17 protein-coding genes and 4 pseudogenes are annotated in these 21,957 nt (G+C 71.1%); 15 read left to right on the top strand and 6 right to left on the bottom strand.

What is annotated here, in order from left to right; translation table 11 throughout:
- Positions 1-55: 55 nt before the first annotated feature.
- From M2266_RS19735 to M2266_RS19725, 3 genes are read left to right on the top strand one after another with little or no spacing between them, the layout of a single operon-like run.
- Positions 56-298 carry a hypothetical protein gene (locus M2266_RS19735; protein WP_277439372.1) on the top strand — a complete coding sequence of 81 codons (243 nt, stop codon included), beginning with the start codon at positions 56-58 and terminating at the stop codon, positions 296-298.
- Positions 299-342: 44 nt separating this feature from the next.
- Positions 343-1,077, top strand: coding sequence for a response regulator transcription factor (locus M2266_RS19730; RefSeq protein WP_277439371.1), 735 nt, complete (start codon positions 343-345; stop codon positions 1,075-1,077).
- Entirely contained in the window at positions 1,074-2,483 is a 1,410-nt protein-coding gene (locus M2266_RS19725) for a HAMP domain-containing sensor histidine kinase (protein WP_277439370.1), read from the top strand. Before M2266_RS19730 ends, M2266_RS19725 begins: the two co-directional genes overlap by 4 nt.
- Before the next feature lie 48 nt (positions 2,484-2,531).
- Here the strand turns inward: M2266_RS19725 and M2266_RS19720 are convergent, their stop codons facing one another.
- On the bottom strand, positions 2,532-4,310 hold the full coding sequence (locus M2266_RS19720) for a bifunctional metallophosphatase/5'-nucleotidase (RefSeq protein WP_277439369.1): 1,779 nt from the start codon (positions 4,308-4,310) through the stop codon (positions 2,532-2,534).
- 243 nt (positions 4,311-4,553) lie between these two features.
- Between M2266_RS19720 and M2266_RS19715 the strand changes: the two genes are divergently transcribed.
- From M2266_RS19715 to pstB, 9 genes and pseudogenes are all read left to right on the top strand, one after another.
- Positions 4,554-5,834 (top strand): MFS transporter, encoded by a 1,281-nt coding sequence (locus M2266_RS19715; protein WP_277439368.1) that lies wholly within the window; start codon positions 4,554-4,556, stop codon positions 5,832-5,834.
- Positions 5,835-5,844: 10 nt separating this feature from the next.
- On the top strand, positions 5,845-6,774 hold the full coding sequence (gene mshD, locus M2266_RS19710; protein WP_277439367.1) for a mycothiol synthase: 930 nt from the start codon (positions 5,845-5,847) through the stop codon (positions 6,772-6,774).
- A 170-nt stretch (positions 6,775-6,944) separates the two neighbouring features.
- Positions 6,945-9,332 (top strand): RNA degradosome polyphosphate kinase, encoded by a 2,388-nt coding sequence (locus M2266_RS19705; RefSeq protein WP_277439366.1) that lies wholly within the window; start codon positions 6,945-6,947, stop codon positions 9,330-9,332.
- A pseudogene (locus tag M2266_RS19700) lies at positions 9,274-10,501 on the top strand (CHAD domain-containing protein). The gene M2266_RS19705 and the pseudogene M2266_RS19700 overlap by 59 nt, the downstream one beginning before the upstream one ends.
- Positions 10,502-10,507: 6 nt before the next feature.
- Positions 10,508-10,951, top strand: coding sequence for an NUDIX hydrolase (locus tag M2266_RS19695; protein ID WP_277439365.1), 444 nt, complete (start codon positions 10,508-10,510; stop codon positions 10,949-10,951).
- A gap of 314 nt (positions 10,952-11,265) precedes the next feature.
- Positions 11,266-12,394 (top strand): annotated as a pseudogene (gene pstS / locus M2266_RS19690) (phosphate ABC transporter substrate-binding protein PstS).
- Between the two features lie 99 nt (positions 12,395-12,493).
- Positions 12,494-13,477, top strand: a complete 984-nt coding sequence (gene pstC, locus M2266_RS19685; protein WP_277439364.1) for a phosphate ABC transporter permease subunit PstC — start codon at positions 12,494-12,496, stop codon at positions 13,475-13,477.
- Entirely contained in the window at positions 13,474-14,547 is a 1,074-nt protein-coding gene (pstA, locus tag M2266_RS19680; protein ID WP_277439363.1) for a phosphate ABC transporter permease PstA, read from the top strand. Before pstC ends, pstA begins: the two co-directional genes overlap by 4 nt.
- A 38-nt stretch (positions 14,548-14,585) precedes the next feature.
- Positions 14,586-15,362 carry a phosphate ABC transporter ATP-binding protein PstB gene (gene pstB, locus M2266_RS19675; RefSeq protein WP_277441275.1) on the top strand — a complete coding sequence of 259 codons (777 nt, stop codon included), beginning with the start codon at positions 14,586-14,588 and terminating at the stop codon, positions 15,360-15,362.
- Positions 15,363-15,469: 107 nt separating this feature from the next.
- On the opposite strand, the gene M2266_RS19670 is transcribed toward pstB, so the two are convergent.
- The gene (locus tag M2266_RS19670) at positions 15,470-16,462 is read right to left on the bottom strand and encodes an inorganic phosphate transporter (RefSeq protein WP_277439362.1); all 993 of its coding nucleotides are present in this window, start codon (positions 16,460-16,462) and stop codon (positions 15,470-15,472) included.
- Positions 16,463-16,468: 6 nt separating this feature from the next.
- Positions 16,469-17,048, bottom strand: a pseudogene (locus M2266_RS19665) (DUF47 family protein).
- 261 nt (positions 17,049-17,309) lie between these two features.
- On the opposite strand from M2266_RS19665, the gene M2266_RS19660 reads away from it, so the two are divergent.
- Positions 17,310-17,690: a metal-sensitive transcriptional regulator gene (locus M2266_RS19660; protein ID WP_277439361.1), complete on the top strand. Its 381-nt coding sequence runs from the start codon at positions 17,310-17,312 to the stop codon at positions 17,688-17,690.
- Positions 17,691-17,715: 25 nt separating this feature from the next.
- On the opposite strand, the gene M2266_RS19655 is transcribed toward M2266_RS19660, so the two are convergent.
- A complete protein-coding gene (locus M2266_RS19655) occupies positions 17,716-17,916 on the bottom strand; it encodes a hypothetical protein (RefSeq protein WP_277439360.1) in 201 nt (66 codons plus the stop codon).
- Between the two features lie 350 nt (positions 17,917-18,266).
- Positions 18,267-18,974, bottom strand: a pseudogene (locus tag M2266_RS19650) (hypothetical protein); the annotation flags it as partial.
- A gap of 205 nt (positions 18,975-19,179) precedes the next feature.
- On the opposite strand from M2266_RS19650, the gene M2266_RS19645 reads away from it, so the two are divergent.
- Together M2266_RS19645 and M2266_RS19640 are read left to right on the top strand one after the other, a co-directional pair.
- Positions 19,180-19,341, top strand: coding sequence for a hypothetical protein (locus M2266_RS19645; protein WP_277441432.1), 162 nt, complete (start codon positions 19,180-19,182; stop codon positions 19,339-19,341).
- Positions 19,342-19,468: 127 nt separating this feature from the next.
- Positions 19,469-21,019: an FAD-binding oxidoreductase gene (locus M2266_RS19640; RefSeq protein WP_277439359.1), complete on the top strand. Its 1,551-nt coding sequence runs from the start codon at positions 19,469-19,471 to the stop codon at positions 21,017-21,019.
- A 100-nt stretch (positions 21,020-21,119) separates the two neighbouring features.
- On the opposite strand, the gene M2266_RS19635 is transcribed toward M2266_RS19640, so the two are convergent.
- Complete coding sequence (locus M2266_RS19635) at positions 21,120-21,794, bottom strand: phosphatase PAP2 family protein (RefSeq protein WP_277439358.1); 675 nt, start codon at positions 21,792-21,794, stop codon at positions 21,120-21,122.
- Between the last annotated feature and the right edge of the window lie 163 nt (positions 21,795-21,957).

Genomic DNA, 21,957 nt, shown 5'->3' with positions numbered 1-21,957 from the left:
CGCCCCATCTGGCCCGTGGCCGCGCCCGAGTTCCGATTCAGGGGAGGCACAACCCATGACCAGCAACATCACCGTCCACGTCAACCGCGCCCGGCACGCCCTCGCCGCCGCCGTCTCCTGGGGAGCCGGTGACCCCGCGGCCCACCCCGCGGTCCGTACCGGCCCCGCCGACCTCGACCTGCCGCTCGGGATGCCGATGGCCCCGGCCCCGCAGCCGCCCAGGGCCGCCGAGGTCGCCACCCCGGCCCCCGCCCGACGTGCCTCCGCACGCCACCGCCCCGCCACCGTGCGAGGCTGATAACCGTCACCACCCCCCTTCACCGCAACGAGGTCGCGACCCCCATGAGCCCCGGCGAGAACGGCGAGACCCACCGCATTCTGATCGTCGACGACGAGCCCGCCGTACGCGAAGCCCTGCAGCGCAGCCTCGCCTTCGAGGGCTACGACACCGCCATCGCCGCCGACGGCATGGCCGCCCTCGACCAGGTCGACGGCTACCGACCGGACGCGATCATCCTCGACGTCCTGATGCCCCGCATGGACGGCCTCACCACCGCCCGCCGGCTGCGCGCCACGGGTGTGACCGTGCCCATCCTGATGCTCACCGCCCGCGACACCGTCGGCGACCGCGTCACCGGCCTCGACGCGGGCGCCGACGACTACCTCGTCAAGCCCTTCGAACTCGACGAACTCCTCGCCCGGCTGCGCGCCCTGCTGCGCCGCAGCTCCTACGCCGCCGCGTCGGCCGCCGTCGACGAGGACCACGCCCTCACCTTCGCCGACCTCCGCATGGACACCTCCACCCGCGAGGTCACCCGCGCCGGCCACCCCGTCGAACTCACCCGCACCGAATACACCCTCCTGGAGATGTTCCTCGCCCACCCGCGCCAGGTCCTGACCCGCGAGCAGATCCTCAAGTCCGTCTGGGGCTTCGACTTCGAGCCCTCCTCCAACTCCCTCGACGTCTACGTCATGTACCTCCGCCGCAAGACCGAGATCGGCGGTCTCCCCCGCCTGGTCCACACCGTCCGAGGCGTCGGCTACGCGCTGCGGGCGCCGGACGGTGGCACGTCATGAAACGGTTGCCACTCCGTTCGCGGCTGGCGATCCTCACCGCCGCGGCGGTGGCGGTGGCGGTGGCGGCGGTCGCACTGTCGTGCTGGCTGATCACGAAACAGCAGCTCACGAACCAGCTCGACACCACCTTGCGTTCGGCCAAGGTGGACATCAACGACTTGCGGCGGCTGGCCCGCGACTGCACGTCGCCGTCGCCCTCGGAGGGTGTCGTGCAGCCCACGCCGTACACGACCCAGATCGTGTACGGCGACGGGCAGACCTGCACGTATCCCGGCAAGGCCAAGCTCACCGTGCACGAGAGCGACCTCGCGGTGATGAAGGGCACCCAGCGGTACGCGGTGCACAACACCACGACCGCTGACAGCAGCCAGACCGATATGCGGGTCGTCACCCGCTCGCTCGAAGGCCCTCCTGGCACGACGACCGGCATCGCCGTCTCCATCGCCCAGCCGTTGAGCACGATCGACGACCCCCTCTCCACCCTCGCCTGGGTGCTCCTCGCGGTCGCCGGGATCGGCGTCGTCGGCGCCGGCGGCGCCGGGCTGCTGATCGCCCGCGCCGGGCTGAAGCCGGTCGACCGGCTCACCGAGACCGTGGAACACGTCGCACGGACCGAGGACCTCAGCGTCCGGATCCCCGTCGAGGGGGAGGACGAGATCGCGCGGCTCTCCGAGTCCTTCAACGCGATGACAGCCGCGCTGGCGTCGTCGCGGGACCGGCAGCAGCAGTTGATCGCGGATGCGGGGCACGAGCTGCGCACGCCGCTGACATCCCTCCGCACGAACATCGAACTGCTGGAGCGCAGCGAAGCCGCCGGGCGGCCGATTCCGCCGGCGGACCGCAAGGCGCTGCTGGCGAGCGTCAAGGCGCAGATGACGGAGCTGGCGGCGCTGATCGGCGATCTGCAGGAGCTGTCCCGCCCCGATGCGGCGCCGACGCTGCAGGTGGTGGCCCTGCACGAGGTCGCGGAGGCCGCGCTCGAACGGGCCAGGCTGCGCGGGCCCGATCTGACGATCAGGGCCGACCTGGCGCCCTGGTACGTGCGGGCGGAGCCGGCCGCGCTGGAGCGCGCGGTGGTGAACCTGCTGGACAACGCGGTGAAGTTCAGCCCGCCCGCGGGATCGGTCGAAGTACGTCTGGAGCACGGTGTGCTGATGGTCCGCGACCACGGCCCCGGCATCCCCGAGGACGAACTCCCGCACGTCTTCGAGCGCTTCTGGCGCTCACCGTCCGCCCGCAGCCTGCCCGGCAGCGGCCTGGGGCTGTCGATCGTGGCCCGCACCGTGCAGCAGTCGGGCGGCGAGGTGAGCCTGCGCCCGGCCGGCGGCGGGGGCACCGTGGCCACCGTCCGCCTCCCGGGCGCCCCCACCGCGCCGCCCGCGGTGGCGGCGCGGGCAGAAACGTAAGGGGGTCGGGGCCGCAGCCCCGACCCCCGTCCCAGCGACCGGCTGGGGTTACTTCACGACCGTGATCCGGTCAGCCGCCGGAGGTGCCAGCGGGGTGGCAGCCGACGAGTTCGCCGTCAGGTAGGCGTTCAGAGCTGCCAGGTCGTCGCCGCCCACGACCCGGTTGACCCCCGAGCCGAGCGCGGCGAACCCGTCCCCGCCACCCGCCAGGAACGAGTTCATCGCGACGCGGTACGTCGCGGCCGGGTCGATCGCGACCCCGCCCAGCTTGACGGTCCCCGCGACCACGCGGTCGGCGCCGGTCTTCGTCAGGTCGAGCGTGTACGTCAGCCCCGACGAGACCTGAAGGATCTTGGGCGAGGCCTGGTTGGAGCCGCTGACCTGCTGCTGCAGCGCGGTGATGACCTGCGCGCCGGTGAGGTCGGCGAGGTTCACCGTGTTGCTGAACGGCTGGACCGCGAAGCCCTCCCCGTAGGTGACGACGCCCGCGCCCTCGCTGCCGGAAGGCGCGTAGACGAGGTCGGTGCGGATGCCGCCGGGGTTCATCAGGGCGATGGCCGTCTTGGGGTCGAGGGTCTTGCCGTAGGCGAGCTGCGCGTCGGCGATGACGTCGCCGAGCGGCGACTCGTTGCCGTCGGCGTCGTTCGCCTTGATGTCCGCGCTGATGTAGCCGACGGTGCGGTTCGCGACCGGTGCGGCCAGCGTGCGCCAGTGGTCGACGAGCTGGGTGAGGTCGGCGGCCTTCGGCTGGACGCGGTTCACGACGTGGTTGGAGCCCTTGACCGACGTGCGGACGATGTCCTGGGTCCGCCGGTCGTACTTCATGTCCAGCTCGGTGAAGAGCCGGCCGAACGAGGAGGCGCTCGTCACCAGGCGCGGGTTGCCGGCCGGGTCCGGGATCGTGCAGACGTACGCGTTGTGGGTGTGGCCCGTGACGAGGGCGTCCACGTCGGCCGAGGTCTTCTTGGCGATGTCGACGATGGGCCCGGACAGCCCGGAACCGGCGCCGCCCGCGTCGCAGTTGTAGTTGTACGCGGGCGAGGCGGGGAGGCCGCCCTCGTGGATGAGCGCGACGACTGCGTTGACGCCCTTGCGCTTCAGTTCCTTGGTGTACTTGTTGATCGTCTCGGCCTCGTCGAGGAACGTGAGGCCCTTGACGCCGTCCGCGGAGACGATGTTCGGGGTGCCCTTGAGCGTGACGCCGATGAACCCGACGCGCACGCCCTTGACGTTCTGGATCGAGTAGGGCGCGAGCAGCGGCTTGCCGGTCTTCTCGTTGACGACGTTCGCCGAGAGGATCGAGTAGTCGGCGCCCTTGAACTTCCGGCCCTTCTCGTAACAGCCGTCGGTCGGGTGGCACCCGCCGTTCTGCAGGCGCAGCAGTTCGGCCTTGCCCTCGTCGAACTCGTGGTTGCCGACGCTGGTGACGTCCAGGCCGAGCTTGTTCATCGCCTCGACGCTCGGCTCGTCGTGGAAGAGCCCGGATATCAGCGGGCTCGCTCCGACGAGGTCGCCCGCGGCGACGGTGAGCGAGCGGTCGTGGCCGGCGCGCGCGGTGCGCAGGCTCGACGCCAGGTACTCGACGCCGCCCGCGTCGACGGTCTTCGTGGTGCCGTCGGCCTGGAGTTCGGTGACGCGGCCGGACGAACCGGCGGGCGGCTCCAGGTTCCCGTGGAAGTCGTTCAGGGCGAGCAGCTGGAGGTCCACGGTGCGGCTGGCGTGGCCACCGCCGTGACCGTGGCCGGCGTGCGCGGGAGCGGCGGCGGCGAGCGCGCCGATGGCCGCGAGCCCGGCGGCCGCGGCGGTCAATCTACGTGCCAGAGACATGAATTCCCTCTGCGTCCTCAAGGTGGAGAGCCGTCCAGGTGTGGCCGATGTGGGGGGAGCCTAGGGTCAACGCGCGTAGCGCGACAGGCGTTCGAGGGTTAAAACCTGATATCGACTCGCCGAACTCCGGCGTCCACCCGAAACATCCTCCATCCGCTGTCCCACGATTCGAAACACTCTGTCTCACCATGCAGAACAGCGGCATAGTTGTGCGCACCACCGACCGAGGAGGCGCACCCAGCGATGCAGACGCCCGACTCCCCTCCCCCACAGCCCCGGACGCCCCTGCGCTGGCTGATGCTCGCCTTGGGAACCGCCGCGCAGACCTCGGCCTGCGCGTTCGTCTACGCGATCCCGTCCCTCGCCGACGAGTTGCGCTCCGCCGAGCACCTCACCCTCACCCAGGTCGGCCTGCTGGCCGCCTGCCCGACGGCCGGGCTGGTACTGGCCCTGATCGCCTGGGGCGCGGCCGCCGACCGCTGGGGCGAGCGCGTGGTCATCGCCTCGGGGCTGGGGCTGGCGGCCGTACTGCTCGGGATGGCCGCGACGATCCACTCCATGGCCGCGTTCGGCCTGGTCCTCGTCCTGGCGGGGGCGGCCTCCGCCTCCGTCTACTCGGCGAGCGGCCGGCTGGTGATGGGCTGGTTCTCCGTCCGGGAGCGCGGGCTGGCCATGGGCATCCGGCAGACCTCCACCCCGCTGGGCATGGCCCTGGCGGCGCTGACCATGCCGCCGATCGCCGCCGCGTACGGGGTGCGGGGCGCGATCGGCTTCCTCGCCGTGCTCTGCGGGGTGATCGCGGTACTGATCGCCGGGTTCGCCGCCGACCCGGCCCGAGCCGTCAAGGGCACGGCGGTCCGCACCGCCAACCCGTACCGCGGTTCGAAGGTGCTGTGGCGCGTCCACGGTTCCGGCGCGCTGCTGGTCGTCCCGCAGTTCACGGCGGGCGCCTTCGCGCTGGTGCTGCTGGTCGACGCGCGCGGCTGGTCGCCGGTCGCGGCCGGGCAGCTGGTGGCGGTGGGCCAGGGGCTGGGCGCGGTCTCGCGGATCGTCGTGGGCCGCTGGTCGGACCGGGTCGGCAGCCGGATGCGGCCGATGCGGCAGCTCGCCCTGATCACCGCCGCGGTCATCGGGGCGACCGCGCTGACGGCCGCCTTCCCGTCCCCCCTCACCGACGTCGCCCTGGTCCTGGCCATCGGCATCACGGCCAGCACCAACGGCCTGTCCTTCACCGCCACCGCCGAGGGCGCCGGGCCCGCCTGGTCCGGTCGCGCGCTGGGCATCCACAACACCGGCCAGAACCTGACGGCCGCTCTCGTCCCGCCGGTCATGGGCGCCCTGATCACCGGCGCCGGCTACTGGCCCGGCTTCGCCGTGGCGGGGGTGGCCGCCTGCGCCGCGGCCGTCCTCGTTCCCGCCCGCGACCCGGTGGCGGGCGCGCCGGACCGGCGCCCCGCCGACTCCCGGAAGTCGGCGGGGTTCACGGGGTCCATCGAGGCGGAATCACCGATCGCCGGGTCGTAGGCTCGGGTTCATGACCGACGCCGCGCAGCCCACTCCGCCCACCCGCCGCATCGAGACCGTGGACGCGCTCGCGCCCGACACCGCGCGGGACGTCCTGTCGCTGCTCGGCGAGGCGGCGGCGAGCGACGGGCAGTGGGCGGTCTCCGAGCAGGGCCGCCTCAACCTGCGCGGCGGCGCGCGCCCCGGCGTGCGGCACCTGCTGCTGTACGTCGGGGACGAGATCGTCGGCTACGGGCAGCTGGAGGACACCGACCCGGTCGAGCCGCCCGCCGCCGAGTTCCTCATCAGCTCCCCCCGCCGCGCGCACGGCCACGGCGAGGCGCTCGGCCGCGCGCTGCTCGACGCCAGCGGCAAGCGGCTGCGGGTGTGGGCGCACGGCGGCCACCCGGCAGCCCGCCACCTGGCCGTCCAGCTCGGCCTGAGCCTCTTCCGCGAGCTGCGACAGCTGCGCCGGCCGCTCGACGGCGGCCCCGCGCTGCCGGAGCCGGTGGTCCCCGCGGGCGTCACCGTACGGACCTTCGTCCCAGGGCAGGACGACGCCGCCTGGCTGGCGGTGAACGCCGCCGCGTTCGCCCACCACCCCGAGCAGGGCTCGCTGACCCAGCGTGACCTGGACGACCGCAAGGCCGAGCCGTGGTTCGACCCGGCGGGCTTCTTCCTCGCCGTCCGAGGGGGCGACGTCGTCGGCTTCCACTGGACGAAGGTGCACCGGGAGGAGCGGCTCGGCGAGGTGTACGTCGTCGGCGTCCACCCGGACGAGCAGGGCAGCGGCCTGGGCAAGGCGCTCACGGCGATCGGCCTGCGCCACCTCGCCGACGCCGAGGAGCTGCCCACCGCGATGCTCTACGTGGACGCGGACAACGTCCCGGCCGTCACGGTCTACGAGCGGCTGGGCTTCACGACCCACGAGACCGACCTGATGTACCGCACGGAGAGCTGAACACCGGGAACCCGAGCTACCGCACCACAGGGCGGGCGGCCCGCCCGACACCGGACCGGAATCGTTCCGAGCCGGTAATGCAACTTTGTGCACCACGGGGTCGCCCCCCGCATTCCGGCCCGTCATGTTCTCGTTACCGCTGATTCAGACAGGCTTGCGAACATCACGGAATGCAGCCCGCTGCCAGCTCTCCCGACCCTCCCCCCAGGTCAGCACACCCCCCACCGCCCGACCCGCCGCTTTCCCGTTCGGCACGGGACAATGAACGGACGGCTCCAGGGCGCTCCCCGAGGGCACCCGGCAGGCCGTATGACGTGTTCGACGTGCCGGAACCGGAGGAGGGCTCGTACTCCATGGCCTCGATGAATCAACCCGGTGTCCCCGGTCAGCCGAATGGGGCGGCCAAGGTCCCCACACCGTTCCGCCCCCAGCTTGTCTCCGACGTCGAGGCCGTCCTCGGCTCCATCTCCGAGGGCGGTGCCGGCGACGACCTCCCCCAGGGCCGGTTCCTGGACCGGGAGCGCAGCTGGCTCGCGTTCAACGAGCGCGTGCTGGAACTCGCCGAGGATCCGGCCACGCCGCTCCTCGAACGGGCTAACTTCCTCGCCATCTTCGCCAGCAACCTCGACGAGTTCTTCATGGTCCGCGTCGCCGGTCTCAAGCGCCGCATGGCCACCGGTGTCGCCACCCGGTCGGCCTCCGGCCTGCAGCCCCGCGACGTGCTGGACCTGATCCTCACCCGGTCCCGGGAGCTCATGGCCCGGCACGCGGCCTGCTTCCAGAACGACATCGCGCCGCAGCTGGCCGACGAGGGCATCCACGTCATCCGCTGGGCGGAGCTCACGGAGAAGGAGCAGGCGCGCCTGTTCACCCTCTTCCGGCAGCAGATCTTCCCCGTGCTGACCCCGCTGGCCGTCGACCCGGCGCACCCGTTCCCGTACATCTCCGGCCTGTCCCTGAACCTGGCCGTCGTCGTGCGCAACCCGGTCTCCGGGCACGAGCACTTCGCCCGGGTGAAGGTGCCGCCGATCCTCTCCCGCTTCCTCGAGGCGAGCCCGCAGCGCTACGTCCCGCTGGAGGACGTCATCGCCGCGCACCTGGAGGAGCTCTTCCCCGGCATGGAGGTCCTGGACCACCACATGTTCCGGGTCACCCGCAACGAGGACCTGGAGGTGGAGGAGGACGACACCGAGAACCTGCTCCAGGCGCTGGAACGGGAGCTGATGCGGCGCCGCTTCGGGCCGCCGGTGCGCCTCGAGGTAGAAGAATCGATTGCCCCCCGGGTGCTCGACCTGCTCGTGCACGAGCTGAAGATGAAGCACACCGAGGTCTACCCGCTGCCCGGCCCGCTCGACCTGACCGGGCTGTTCGCGATAGCGGGCCTCGACCGGCCGGAGCTCAAGTTCTCCAAGTACGTCGCCGGCACCCACCGCGACCTGGCCGAGGTCGAATCGGCCTCCGCACCCGACATCTTCGCGGCGCTGCGCGAACGCGACGTGCTGCTGCACCACCCGTACGACTCCTTCTCGACCTCCGTCCAGAGGTTCCTGGACCAGGCGGCGGCCGACCCGGACGTGCTGGCGATCAAGCAGACGCTCTACCGCACCTCCGGCGACTCCCCCATCGTGGACGCGCTCATCGACGCCGCCGAGGCGGGCAAGCAGGTCCTCGTCCTCGTCGAGATCAAGGCCCGCTTCGACGAGCAGGCCAACATCAAGTGGGCCCGCAAGCTGGAGGAGGCCGGCTGCCACGTCGTCTACGGCCTGGTGGGGCTGAAGACGCACTGCAAGCTGTCGCTCGTGGTGCGCCAAGAGGGCGACACGCTGCGCCGCTACAGCCATGTCGGCACGGGCAACTACCACCCCAAGACCGCCCGGCTCTACGAGGACCTGGGGCTGCTCACCGCCGATCCGCAGGTCGGCGCCGACCTCTCGCACCTGTTCAACCGGCTGTCGGGCTACTCGCGCCGTGCCGTCTACAACCGGCTGCTGGTCGCGCCCCGCAACCTCCGCGACGGCCTGGTCTCCAGGATCCTGGAGGAGATAGCCCACCACCGGGCCGGGCGCCCCGCGTACGTCCGGATGAAGCTCAACTCCATCGTCGACGAAGGGATCATCGACGCCCTCTACCGCGCCTCCCAGGCCGGCGTACCCGTCGACATCTGGGTCCGCGGCATCTGCGCGGTCCGGCCGGGGGTCGTCGGACTCTCGGAGAACATCCGGGTCCGCAGCATCCTGGGGCGGTTCCTCGAACACTCCAGGGTGTTCGCCTTCGGCAACGGTGGCGAACCGGAAGTCTGGTTCGGCAGCGCCGACATGATGCACCGAAACCTCGACCGCCGCATCGAGGCGCTGGTCAGGGTCGCCGACCCCGCCCACCGCGCCACCCTCAACCGCCTGTTGGAGACCGGGATGTCGGACGACACCGCGTCCTGGCACCTCGCGGCGGACGGGGACTGGACCCGGCACAGCAGCGGCCCGGACGGGCAGCAACTGCGCAATGTCCAGGAGATGCTCATCGACGCCCGGAGGCGCCGGCGTGGCCCAGCGACACCGTGACACCGCGTACGCCCAGGCCGGCCCACCGGCCGTCGTCCTCGACGAGCAGCCGGCAGGGGCGGCCCCCCTCGGCGCGCTGAGCGCCGGGGAGGTGGTCTCCGGCTACCTGCACGAGCAGGCGTCCACCTTCCTGCGGGCCCTCGGCCAGAGCACCCAGGCCGACGACGAGGGCGCCGCCGCAGGCCTGCTGCTGCGCCGGTCCGCCCGCCGGATCGCGGCGACCCTGCACACGTACGGCACGCTCACCGACCCCGGCTGGGCCGACCCGCTGCGTACCGAGCTCGGCTGGCTCTCCTCGGCCCTGGCCCACGAGCACCAGCACGCCGCCCGGCTCGCCCGGCTGCTCTCCGCCCTGCACCGGCTGGCTTCGCACCCCGACCGGCCGGTGCCGGACGGCGGGGACCCGGACGACGCCGTCCCGGTCGCGGAGACCACCGCGGGCACGCAGGGACCGCTGGCCGTCGGGGCGGCCCCGCGCGGGCGCGCTGCTGGAGCGGCAGCTGACGCTGGCGCGCACCCGGGCGCACTCCGCCGCGCTGCAGGCGCTGGGCTCGTCGCGGTTCCACGCGGTGGCCGACGCCGTCGCCGTACTGGCCTCCGACGTGCCGCTGGCCGCGGCGGCCGACGCCCCCGCCGCCGTACGGCTGCCCCCGCTCGCGGAGGCGGCGCACCGCCGGCTCGCCGAGGCGGCGGCCGCGCTGCCGCTGGCGCGCGCCGGGCACCCGTACAACGCCGACGCCGTGCGCGCCGCACTCGGCCCCGAGCTGACCAGCGACCTGCAGGACACACCGTGGCACCGGGCCCGCACCCTGCTGCGGCTGAGCCGCTACGCCGCTGAGGTCTGCCCGCCGGACGAACCGTACTTCGAGGGCACGGACGGCTCCGAGGACACCGCGGCCACCGGCGGCGAGGGGCTGCGCGACCGGCTCAAGGACGCGGCCCGGCTACTGGAAAGGCACCGCGAGGCCGCCGAGTCCGCCAACGCCGTGGCCACCGCCGCCCGCACCCCGCGGATCGCCCCGGCGACCGCGTACGCGCTGGGCGTGCTCCACGCCGACCAGCGCCAGGAGGTCGAGGCGGCCCGTTTCGCCTTCGCCCGCCTCTGGCAGCGCACGACCCTGCCGACCGCCGCCACCGCCACTCCCGCCACCGTCCCCGGTTCGAGGTGATCCACGATGCCGAGTCCCCCGGGGGAGCGATCCCCCGTCCTGGCCGCGGGCGCGGTCCTCTGGCGCCGTTCGCCCCAGGGCGACGGCCTGGAGATCGCGCTGATCCGCCGACCCAGGTACGACGACTGGTCGCACCCGAAGGGCAAGCTCAAGCGCGGTGAGGACTGGGCGGCCGCCGCGCTGCGGGAGGTCCGGGAGGAGACCGGCATGGAGTGCGTGCTCGGCACGCCGCTGCCGACCGCCCGCTACGTCGTCGAAGGACGCCCCAAGGAGGTCCGCTACTGGACCGCCGAGGCCGTCAGCGGCACCTTCGCCGTCAACGACGAGGTCGACCGGCTCATCTGGCTCCCGCCGGCGGCGGCCCGCGACCGGCTCACGTACGAGCACGACCGCCCGCTCGTGGACGCCCTGCTACGCGCCGTGCACCCCGGTGCCGCCCACCGCCGCTAACGGGTATTGCGAAAGTCCCGCCTGGCCCGTACTCCGACCCGCCTGGCCCGCGCTCCGACCCGCCGGGCCGCGCTCCGGCGCGCTCGGAATCCCCGCCCCACGGCCCCCTCGCGCCCCACGGAGCGGCGCTCGCGACAGCCCGCCCCGCACTGATAGACGAGGTTCACCTTGCGTTCATCCTCTCCCGTCGGTCGATTCACTTCGTATGCCTAATTTCGGCCTTACCGGTGAGCACCACGCTGTGCCGGGTGGATGCAGACCTCCATACCTCTGCTTCGCCGTCCACCGGCGGGCTCCTGGAAGGAACACAGAAGGTGAAGCTTTTCCGTAACAGCGGACTGCGCGCCCTGACCGTCGGCGCGGTCGCGGTTTCCAGCGCGTTGGTCCTGACCGCCTGTGGTTCCGACGACAACGCCTCGACCGACGGTGCCAAGACGACGGACGCCGCGAAGAGCTCCATCGCGTGCGCGAAGTCGGGGCAGCTGCTCGCCTCCGGCTCCAGCGCGCAGAAGAACGCGATGGACGTCTGGGTCAAGAACTACATGCAGGCGTGCTCCGGCACGAACATCAACTACAAGAGCTCCTCCTCGGGTGAGGGCGTCACCGCCTTCAACCAGGGCGGCGTCAGCATCGCGGGCTCCGACTCGCCGCTGAAGCCCGAAGAGGTCACCGCCTCGAAGACCATCTGCAAGGGCGGCCAGGGCATCGACCTGCCGATGGTCGGCGGCCCGATCGCGATCGGCTACCACCTGCCGGGCATCGACAACCTGGTCCTGGACGCGCCGACCCTCGCGAAGATCTTCAACTCGACGATCACCAAGTGGGACGACGAGGCGATCAAGAAGCTCAACCCGACCGCCAAGCTCCCCAGCACCAACATCCAGGCGTTCCACCGCTCGACCGACTCGGGCACCACGGACAACCTGACCAAGTACTTCAACGCGACGGCCAAGGCCGAGTGGCCCTACGAGCACGCGAAGGCCTGGAAGGGCAAGGGCGGCCAGTCGGCCCCCGGCTCCGCCGACATCGCCTCCAACGTGAAGCAGGCCGAGGGCACCATCGGCTACTTCGAGCTGTCGTTCGCCACCGCGAACAACCTGCAGACGGTGAAGCTCGCCACCGGCGCCTCCGCCCCCGTCGCCGCCTCCTCGGAGAACGCCTCCAAGGCCATCGCCGAGGCCCAAGGTCACCGGCACCGGCACCGACCTGGCGCTGAAGCTGGCCTACGACACGAAGGCCGAGGGCGCCTACCCGCTGGCCCTCGTCACGTACGAGATCGCCTGCGACAAGGGCAACAAGGCCGAGACGCTCGAGCTGACGAAGTCCTTCCTCACCTACATCGCGAGCGAGGACGGCCAGAAGGGCCTCTCCGCCATCGGCTACGCGCCGCTGCCGACGGAGATCGCCACCAAGGTCCGCGCCCAGATCGCGACCCTCTCCTAATACGCGCGGCCGGTCCCGTCCCGCCCGGGACGGGACCGGCCGCACATTCCGGTGCACCGCCGCCGGGGGAGCCATCCCCCACCCAGACCGGAGAACCTCATGGACATAACACCGACAGACAGCGCACTGCCTCCCCCCGTCTCCCAGGGTTCCGTCACCCGCATCGGGGACCGCGTGTTCAGCGGCCTCTCCCGCGGCTCCGGCATCCTCCTCCTGGTCGTCATGGCCTCGATCGCGGTCTTCCTCACGATCCGCGCGTCGCACGCCATCTCCCAGGACCACGCGAACTTCTTCACCAGCTTCGAATGGGACGCCAACGCGACCCCGCCGGTCTTCGGCATCGGCGTCCTGATCTACGGCACGGTCGTCAGCTCCGTGATCGCGATGGCCCTCGCCGTCCCGGTCGCGGTCGGCATCGCGCTCTTCATCTCGCACTACGCGCCGCGCCGGCTGGCCACCCCGCTCGCCTACGTCGTCGACCTGCTCGCCGCGATCCCGAGCATCATCTACGGCCTGTGGGGCGCGATCTACCTCGTGCCGCACATGAAGGGCCTGAACCTCTGGCTCGACACGTACCTCGGCTGGACCGGGATCTTCGACAAGACCGACCCGGAGGGCGCGGCCCGTTCGCTCTTCACCGTCGGTATCCTCCTGGCGATCATGATCCTGCCGATCATCACCAACGTCAGCCGTGAAGTCTTCCGGCAGGTGCCGAAGATGCACGAGGAAGCGGCGCTCGCGCTCGGCGCGACCCGCTGGGAAGTCATCCGGATGTCGGTGCTGCCGTTCGCCCGCTCCGGAATCATCAGCGCCTCGATGCTCGGCCTCGGTCGCGCGCTGGGCGAGACGATGGCCGTGGCCACGGTCCTGTCGGCCTCCCCGGTGCTGTCCGCCAAGCTCCTCGACCCGGTCGGCGGGACCTTCGCGCAGAACATCGCCGCCAAGTTCGGCGAGGCGTCACCGTTCGGACGTGACGCGCTGATCGCCTCCGGCCTCGTCCTGTTCGTCATCACGCTGCTGGTGAACGGCGCGGCCCGCCTGATCATCGCCCGCCGCAAGGAGTACTCGGGGGCCAACGCATGAGCCAAGCCATCACCGACAAGCCGGCCGCCACGGCGCCGGCGACCCCGCGCCTGGCGCAGCGCCGGATGCCCCGCTGGGCGCCGGCCGGCATCGCCGCCGCCGCGATCGTGCTCGGCATCGGCATCGGCCTGGCGGCCGGGCTGGAGAGCCGGGTCCAGTGGGGCCTGATCTCGCTGCTGCTCTTCGTGGCCGGCACCTACGTGGTGACCACGGCCGTCGAGGGCCGCCGGCAGGCCAAGGACCGGGTCGTCACCAGTCTGGTCTGGGCCTGCTTCATCGTGGCCATCGTGCCGCTGTACTCGCTGATCGCGACGACGGTCTCCAAGGGCCTCAAGGTCCTGAGCGGCGACTTCCTCGGCCACTCGATGGGCGGGGTCATCACGATCCAGCCCGGCGGCGGCATCTACCACGCGATCATCGGCACCCTCGAGCAGGTCGGCATCGCGACGGTGATCGCCGCGCCGCTCGGTCTGCTGACGGCGATCTACCTTGTCGAGTACGGCAAGGGCAAGCTCGCCAAGGCCGTCACGTTCTTCGTGGACGTCATGACCGGCATCCCGTCGATCGTCGCCGGCCTGTTCATCCTGACGGTCTGGGTCCTGATGCTGGGCAACGGCCCGTCCGGCTTCGCCGGCTCGCTGGCCCTGACGATCCTGATGCTGCCGGTCGTGGTCCGCTCGACCGAGGAGATGCTCAAGCTCGTCCCGAACGAGCTGCGCGAGGCGTCCCTCGCGCTGGGCGTCCCGAAGTGGCGCACCATCCTCAAGGTGGTCCTGCCCACGGCCATCGGCGGCATCACGACCGGCATCATGCTGGCCATCGCCCGCATCACCGGCGAGACCGCGCCGATCATGCTGCTGGTCTTCGGCAGCCAGGTCATCAACAACAACCCCTTCGAGGGTGGCCAGTCCTCCCTGTCGTACTACGTCTTCGAGCAGTTCCAGAACGGCAACGACGCGTCGTACGACCGGGCCTGGGCCGCGGCCCTGGTGCTGATCGCCTTCGTCATGATCCTGAACATGGTGGCTCGCGGCATCGCCCGCTGGAAGGCCCCCAAGACCGGTCGCTGACGCGACCAACCCAGCGACCTCTGATTGTGAGCCCCACCATGGCCAAGCGCATCGACGTGAGCGGCCTCTCCGCTTACTACAGCAACCACAAGGCGATCGACGACATCTCGATGACCGTCGAGCCCCGCTCCGTGACGGCCTTCATCGGCCCGTCCGGCTGCGGCAAGTCCACCTTCCTGCGCACCTTGAACCGGATGCACGAGGTCACCCCCGGCGGCCGTGTCGAGGGCAAGGTCCTGCTGGACGACGAGAACCTGTACGGCTCGGGCGTCGACCCGGTGTCGGTCCGCCGCACCGTCGGCATGGTCTTCCAGCGCCCGAACCCGTTCCCCACCATGTCGATCTTCGACAACGTGGCGGCCGGCCTCCGGCTCAACGGCATGCGACGCAAGAACGAGCTGGAGAACGTCGTCGAGAAGTCCCTCAAGGGCGCCAACCTCTGGAACGAGGTCAAGGACCGGCTGAACAAGCCCGGCTCCGGCCTGTCCGGCGGTCAGCAGCAGCGGCTCTGCATCGCCCGCGCCATCGCGGTCGAGCCGCAGGTCCTGCTGATGGACGAGCCCTGCTCGGCGCTCGACCCGATCTCCACCCTCGCGATCGAGGACCTGATCGGGGAGCTGAAGGCGCGCTTCACGATCGTGATCGTGACGCACAACATGCAGCAGGCGGCGCGCGTCTCGGACCGCACCGCGTTCTTCAACCTCTCGGCCATCGGCCAGCCCGGCAAGCTCATCGAGCTGGACGACACCGAGCGGATCTTCTCCAACCCGTCGGTCCAGGCCACCGAGGACTACATCTCCGGCCGCTTCGGCTAGGCCGGTACACGACCCGCTTTGCGGTGCTGCATGGCGGTGCCACCGCAAGGCGAAGGGCCCGCCCCCGTGAGGGGGGCGGGCCCATTTTCCGTTGCGCACACGTCAGGTCAGAAGACCAGCGCGACGATCCAGTAGCTGACCGCGGCGACGATCGCGGCCGCCGGCATCGTGATGAACCAACCGGCCACGATGTTCTTGGCAACACCCCAGCGCACGGCCTTGACCCGCTTGGTCGCGCCGACACCCATGATCGCCGAGGTGATCACGTGCGTCGTCGAGACCGGGGCCTGGAAGACGTACGAGGTCGTGTAGAGGATCGAGGCGGCGGTCGTCTCGGCGGCGAAGCCCTGCGGCGGGTCCAGCTCGATGATGCGGCGCCCCAGCGTCCGCATGATCCGCCAACCACCGGCGTAGGTGCCGAGCGACAGCATGGCCGCGCACGCGAACTTCACCCAGATCGGGATCGAGTCGCCGTCGTTCACGTCGGCGATGGTCAGCGCCATCACGACGATGCCCATCGTCTTCTGCGCGTCCTGCAGACCGTGGCCCAGCGCCATCGCCGCCGCCGAGACCGTCTGCGCGATCCGGAAGCCGCGCTTGGCCTTGTGCGGGTTGGATTTGCGGAACATCCACAAGATGGCGAGCATCACCAGATAACCGACCACCAGGCCGACCATCGGCGACAGGAACATCGGGATGACGACCTTGTCGAGGACGCCCGACCAGTAGACGGTGGTCCCGCCCGCGAGGGCCGCCCCGACCATTCCACCGAACAGCGCGTGGCTGGAACTCGACGGTAGCCCGAAGTACCACGTCACCAGGTTCCATACGATCGCGCCCACCAGGGCCGCGAACAGGATGCCCATCCCGGCCCGTCCGTGCGGCGTCTCGATGAGCCCCTTGCTGACCGTCTTGGCCACACCGCTGCCCAGGAAGGCGCCGGCGAGGTTCATGACCGCGGCCATGGCGAGCGCCGCCTTGGGCGTCAGCGCGCGCGTGGAGACCGACGTGGCGATGGCGTTCGCCGAGTCGTGAAACCCGTTCGTATACGTGAATCCGAGCGCGACGCCAATGGTCACGATCAGTGCAAAGGTGTCCACAGAAGGTCAGGACTCCTTGACCGCAATGGTCTCCACGGTGTTCGCGACATGCTCGAACGCGTCCGCGGCCTCTTCCAGTACGTCCACGATCTGCTTCAGTTTGAGCACGTCCATGGCGTCGTACTTGCCGTTGAACAGGTGTGCGAGCAGCTTGCGGTGGACCTGATCCGCCCTGGTTCTCCAGCCGGTTGATCTCGATCCAGTACTCGGTGAGGTTGGACATCGTCCGCAGGTTCGGCATCGCCTCGGCGGTCAGCACCGCTGCCCGCGCCAGCACCTCGATCTGCTGCTCGACACCCTTCGGCAATTCGTCCACCTGGTAGAGAACGACCAGGTCGACGGCCTCTTCCATGTAATCCATGATGTCGTCGAGACACGACGCGAGGTTGTAGATGTCCTCACGGTCGAAGGGCGTGATGAAGGAGGAGTTCAGCTGGTGGAAGATCGCGTGCGTCGCGTCGTCCCCTGCGTGCTCCGCCGCCCGCATCCGTTCGGCGATCTCGATACGCGTGGCCGAATCGGCCCCGAGCAGTTCCATGAGGAGCTTCGAACCTGTGACGATGTTGTCCGCGGATGCGGCGAACATGTCATAGAAGCTCGTCTCCCTGGGGGTCAGACGAAAGCGCACGTGAGGTCCTCGGGGTGCATCGGATTCGGTCTCGTCAGGTCTCGTTGATGCTAGGCGCATCATCCGGCCACGGCTAATGGGCGTCACCCAGTGTCGCCCATCGGACAGACTGCCCCCGACCGGGGTCGGTACCCGCGGGTGAGCACCGCGAGGTGCCCACATATGGCGCCGATCGGTAAGATATACCCACCAGGGGTATTTTCGGGCAGGGAGAATGGGATGACGACCACCGAGACCGACCAGGCCGACGGGATCGACCGGGCCGACGGGGCCGCGGAAACCGGGCCGGACGCCACGGCACCGCACAGCCCGCCTGGCCCGCACGGCTACAGCAATCACAAGGACGCCCACCTCAAGCGCCTGCGCCGGATCGAGGGCCAGATCCGCGGGCTGCAGCGCATGGTGGAGGAGGACATCTACTGCATCGACGTCCTCACGCAGGTCTCGGCCAGCACGAAGGGCCTGCAGTCCTTCGCCCTGCAACTGCTGGAGGAGCACCTGCGGCACTGCGTCGCCGCGGCGGCCGCCGAGGGCGGGCCCGGGATCGACGACAAGGTCGCCGAGGCGACCGCGGCCATAGCCCGGCTGCTGCGTACTTGACCGGGCCGACGGCCGGGCCGGTGGTTCAGTTGGGGCGGCGGGATGCCTGTGCGGGAATGCGCACCGACGGGAGCTCCGTCGCCCGGTCCACTTCGAGCACCTCGTCGATCCGGGCGAAGCTCAACCGCTCCTCGCCGGCGGCGGAGGCCGCGATCATCAGCTCACCGCACAGCTCGATCTCCGCGAGGGCCACGAAGTCCTGACTCGGCCCGTTATGCGTAGACATGTGCGTTTCGCGAGACAAAGCCACGTGCACCACCTCCTCGTCCTCGAGCAGTGGCCGGTTTCATCGGCCATTGGTCAGAGTAGGCACCCGCACACCCTCCGCGCATGGCACGGAAGGACCATTTCACCCGCCGTCATTGCGGCGGTGCAGTAACGATCTTCCCGTTATAGATATCGGCCGATCTGGGCAGGACAACGGTCACCGGCGTACCAAAACCCGTCGAACACCGTGGTGGACGTCACTGTCACGTCGCCGGGTGCGGCGGACGCGCCGCCGGAAGCATGCGGAGCACTCGGAGCGCCGCTCGAACCGCTGCGCGAACCATTCGGGCCGCCGCCCGCCGTACCGCTGAACGTGAAGCGCTGGCTGACCTTGCGCGGCCGCCCCTCCGCGTCGAGATACACGTCGAACGGCACCCGCGTCACGGAGAAGCCCCTGGCCGCCGCCGCGAGCGGCTGCCGCGTGGCGGGCGAGGCCCCGCGGGCCCGGGCCGCGCGGGCGATGTCCGTCACACCCCGGAAGTGCCGCACCTCCACCCCGTGGAACTCCTCCTCGCCGACCAACTCCACCGTCTGCGCCCCGCGCAGGAGTTCGGCCGCCGCCAGCGGATCGGTCGCGCCGCCGGTCACGAGGTTGCCGTCGGACAGCCGCGTGGTGTCCACCCGCACCCACTTGTCGGCGGGCACGCCGGCGCCGCGGTCCTTCATGTAGAGCGCCCCCGGCGTCATCAGCTCGGTGACCGGACGGTGCTCCTCGGACCCGGCCGCGTCCTTGGGGAGGGAGACCCGCAGCTCGCCGCTGCCCTTGCCGTAGTCGAACCCGCCGGTCCCGGTGATCACCACGCGGGTTCCGCCGCTCGCCATCTCCATCGACGTGCCGACCTTCGAACTCCCCGCCCTGATCAGGGCGTCGGCCGACCGGCGCACCACGTCGCCGGGATCCGCCCCCGCCCCGTCGGCGGCCGCACCGGCCCCGGCACAGCCCGCCAGCACCGTCACCCCGCACACCAACCCCGCCGCGGCGACGGCCGTCACCAAGCGCCTGCGTCGCATCACCATCGCCCGCTACCCCCTGGGTATCCCGCCACCGGCCTCGTCCGTCTAACGACGGGCCGCCCGCCCCCGTAACGGCGGCACGACCGAACGCGGGGTCAATCCGCCGGTCGCGCCGGAGTGCGCGCGGAGCGTGTGCGGAGCGGCAACCAGCCGCGAGCGCACGGAAGCAGGCCCTCCACGGCCCGCCCGTGTCCCGTACCGTGGTCGTGTGCTCATCCAGTCCGACGCCGCCCCGTCCGGAACCCACCGCACCATGGTCACCGACAAGGGCTCCTTCGCCGCCGCCCACTGCTCCTGCGGCTGGAAGGGCCCCGCCCGCCGCGCCCGCGACCGCGCCCGCCGGGACGCCGAGGCCCATACGGGCAGCTGAGACACCTCCCCCTCGTACGTCACTCATGGCCGTCCGGCACCGGCGGCCCCTTGCGTTCGACCGGCGCCGGGTAGGAGGGTGGGCAGTCGCCCGCCGACCGGCGGGCCCCGGGCAGGAGGCCGCGGCCGTGAACCGACGAGATGCGCTGCGCGCCGGGACCGGCGTCGCCGCGTCGACGTGGCTGGCCGCCTGCAGTGCGGCGGACGGCAGCGATGCGAAGCCGACGAGCACCACCCGCCCCCCGGCCCCCACCGCCCCGACGGGTACGAGCAGTTCGCCGACGCCCAGTGCACCGCCGGACTGGCCGGCCCTGGCCAAGGGCCTGGGCGGCGCGCTGATCCGCCCGGACGACAGCGCGTACGACACGTCCCGCCGCCTCTACAACACCCGCTTCGACGGACTGCGCCCCGCCGCCGTCGCCTACGCCTCGGGCCCGGACGACATCCGCGAGTGCCTGGACTTCGCGCGGCGTTCCCGGTCGGTCAAGCTGTCGATCAGGAGCGGCGGCCATTCGTACGGAGGCTGGTCCAGCGGCGGCCAGGACCATCTCGTCCTGGACGTGTCCCGGCTCAACGCGATATCCACCAGCGGCACGGCCGCCACGATCGGCGCCGGCGCGAAGCTCATCGACGTGTACTCCCGGCTCGGTGAGCACGGCAGAACCGTTCCCGCCGGCTCCTGCCCCACGGTCGGCGTCTCCGGCCTCACCCTCGGCGGCGGCCACGGCGTACTCAGCCGCTCGTACGGACTGACCTGCGACAGCCTCACCGGCGCCACCGTCATCACGGCCGACGGCAAGCAGCTCGACTGCGACGCGACCACCAACCCCGACCTCTTCTGGGCGCTGCGCGGCGCCGGTTGCGGCAACTTCGGCGTCGTCACCGAGCTGCGCTTCGCCACCCACCCCGCGCCCTCCGTCGTGACCGGATACGCCGGCTGGCCGTGGAGCCGGGCGGCGGCCGTCGTCCGCGCCTGGCAGGAGTGGGGACCCGACCAGCCGGACCACATCTGGTCGGCGCTGCATCTGGAAGGGCCGGCGGGCGGCTCGCCCAAGGTCTCCCTGGCCACCTTGTCGACCGGCTCGCAGACCGACCTCGCCAATGCCTTCGACCGGCTCGCCGGGAGCGTGGGAGGCGGCTCGCCCTCCTTCGCGACGCAACCGCACCCGTACCTGGACGCGATGTTCTCGTACGCCGGCTGCTCGGGCCTGGCCGTCGCGGAGTGCCATCTGCCGCCCAAGGGCAAACTGCGGCGCGAGACGTACACCGCCCGCTCCGACTTCTACGACCACTCGCTGTCGCCCGCGGGCGTCCAGGCCCTGCTCGGACAGGTCGAACGGCTGGGCTCACTCCCGGGCGGGGGCGACGGCAGCGTGGCGCTGACCGCCCTGGGCGGCGCCGTCAACCGGGTCGACCCCGGCGCGACGGCGTTCGTGCACCGCCGTTCACGTTTCCTGGCGCAGTACATAGCCTCCGACGGCCTCAGCCGGACGAGCTGGCTGGACACGCTGCACACGGCGATGCGCCGCTACGCCTCCGGCTCGGCCTACCAGAACTACGCCGACCCGGCGCTGAAGGACTGGCGCCAGGCCTACTACGGCCCCGCCGCCGCCCGTCTGACGGAGTTGAAGAAGAAGTACGACCCGGACAGGCTCTTCGACTTCCCGCAGGCCCTGTAGGTCCACAGCGGGATTCTGCTGGTCGAACCGGGGCCCAGGCCGCGGGGCCTTGGCCGCTCTCCGGGGCTCAGGCCGCAGGGCCTTTGCCGCTCTCCGGGGCTCAGGCCGCGAGGTCCTTGTCGTACGCCGTGGGCAGCGGGTAGGCCTCACCGCGCCGCGCGGGGGACCGGACGAGGCCGCGCATCCTGGAGCGGCCCATCGCCGCCGTGACGGGCGTCAGCAGCGCCATCGCGAGCGGGGCGAGCAGCAGCGCCGTGGCCGTACCGAGGGCGAAGCCGCCGATCACGTCGGTCGGGTAGTGCACACCCATGAAGACGCGGCAGAAGCCCTCGGCGAGCGCGATCAGTATGGCGACGATCCCCACCTTGCGGCTGACCATGAACAGCCCGACGGCCATGGCCATCGTGAGCGTCGCGTGATCGCTCACGAACGAGAAGTCGGTCTTGCCCTTGACGAGGACGTCCAGCCCCTCGTGGTCCACGAAGGGTCTGGGGCGCTCCACGAGGCCGCGCACCGGGATGTTCAGCAGGAGGGCGATGCCGGCCGCCAGGCCGGACCACAGCACCCCCGCGACGGCGGCTGGCGCCTGGTCGCTGCGGCGCGCGACACGCCACCAGCACCAGCCGGCCAGCAGCAACATGAGCACGATCAGTCCGTACTCGCCGACGAACTCCACGGCGCGGTCGACCCAGTGCGGCGAGTCCTTGGCGAGGCCGTTGATGTCGCGCAGCAGGCCCAGGTCGGGGTTGGAGCCGTCGGTCGCGTGCTCTGCCATGTGGTGGTGCCCCTTACCTGATCCATACTCCGGCCCCGCTGCTGGCCTCCAGGCCATGAACGCCGTTTCTACGCGCCATTGTCCCTGTGCAACGGCGGACACGGTACGTAGCGTTCCGGTCTCTACCGGATGATCACCAGGAAGTTACCCAAGAGAGATCAGA

This window comes from Streptomyces sp. SPB162 (assembly GCF_029504575.1).
In the GTDB taxonomy this organism is placed as follows: Bacteria; Actinomycetota; Actinomycetes; order Streptomycetales; family Streptomycetaceae; genus Actinacidiphila.
The sequence above is the reverse complement of the archived record's forward strand: the minus strand, read 5'-3'. Positions and strand labels throughout refer to the sequence as shown.

Excerpts from the sequence above, each read along its gene's own strand:
- M2266_RS19720 (WP_277439369.1), bottom strand. The coding sequence starts at position 4,310 with ATGTCTCTGGCACGTAGATTGACCGCCGCGGCCGCCGGGCTCGCGGCC.
- M2266_RS19635 (WP_277439358.1), bottom strand. The coding sequence starts at position 21,794 with ATGGCAGAGCACGCGACCGACGGCTCCAACCCCGACCTGGGCCTGCTG.
- M2266_RS19725 (WP_277439370.1), top strand. The coding sequence starts at position 1,074 with ATGAAACGGTTGCCACTCCGTTCGCGGCTGGCGATCCTCACCGCCGCG.
- M2266_RS19660 (WP_277439361.1), top strand. The coding sequence starts at position 17,310 with ATGACGACCACCGAGACCGACCAGGCCGACGGGATCGACCGGGCCGAC.
- M2266_RS19735 (WP_277439372.1), top strand. The coding sequence starts at position 56 with ATGACCAGCAACATCACCGTCCACGTCAACCGCGCCCGGCACGCCCTC.
- M2266_RS19695 (WP_277439365.1), top strand. The coding sequence starts at position 10,508 with ATGCCGAGTCCCCCGGGGGAGCGATCCCCCGTCCTGGCCGCGGGCGCG.
- mshD (WP_277439367.1), top strand. The coding sequence starts at position 5,845 with ATGACCGACGCCGCGCAGCCCACTCCGCCCACCCGCCGCATCGAGACC.
- pstC (WP_277439364.1), top strand. The coding sequence starts at position 12,494 with ATGGACATAACACCGACAGACAGCGCACTGCCTCCCCCCGTCTCCCAG.
- M2266_RS19715 (WP_277439368.1), top strand. The coding sequence starts at position 4,554 with ATGCAGACGCCCGACTCCCCTCCCCCACAGCCCCGGACGCCCCTGCGC.
- M2266_RS19705 (WP_277439366.1), top strand. The coding sequence starts at position 6,945 with ATGCAGCCCGCTGCCAGCTCTCCCGACCCTCCCCCCAGGTCAGCACAC.
- M2266_RS19730 (WP_277439371.1), top strand. The coding sequence starts at position 343 with ATGAGCCCCGGCGAGAACGGCGAGACCCACCGCATTCTGATCGTCGAC.
- pstA (WP_277439363.1), top strand. The coding sequence starts at position 13,474 with ATGAGCCAAGCCATCACCGACAAGCCGGCCGCCACGGCGCCGGCGACC.
- M2266_RS19655 (WP_277439360.1), bottom strand. The coding sequence starts at position 17,916 with ATGTCTACGCATAACGGGCCGAGTCAGGACTTCGTGGCCCTCGCGGAG.
- pstB (WP_277441275.1), top strand. The coding sequence starts at position 14,586 with ATGGCCAAGCGCATCGACGTGAGCGGCCTCTCCGCTTACTACAGCAAC.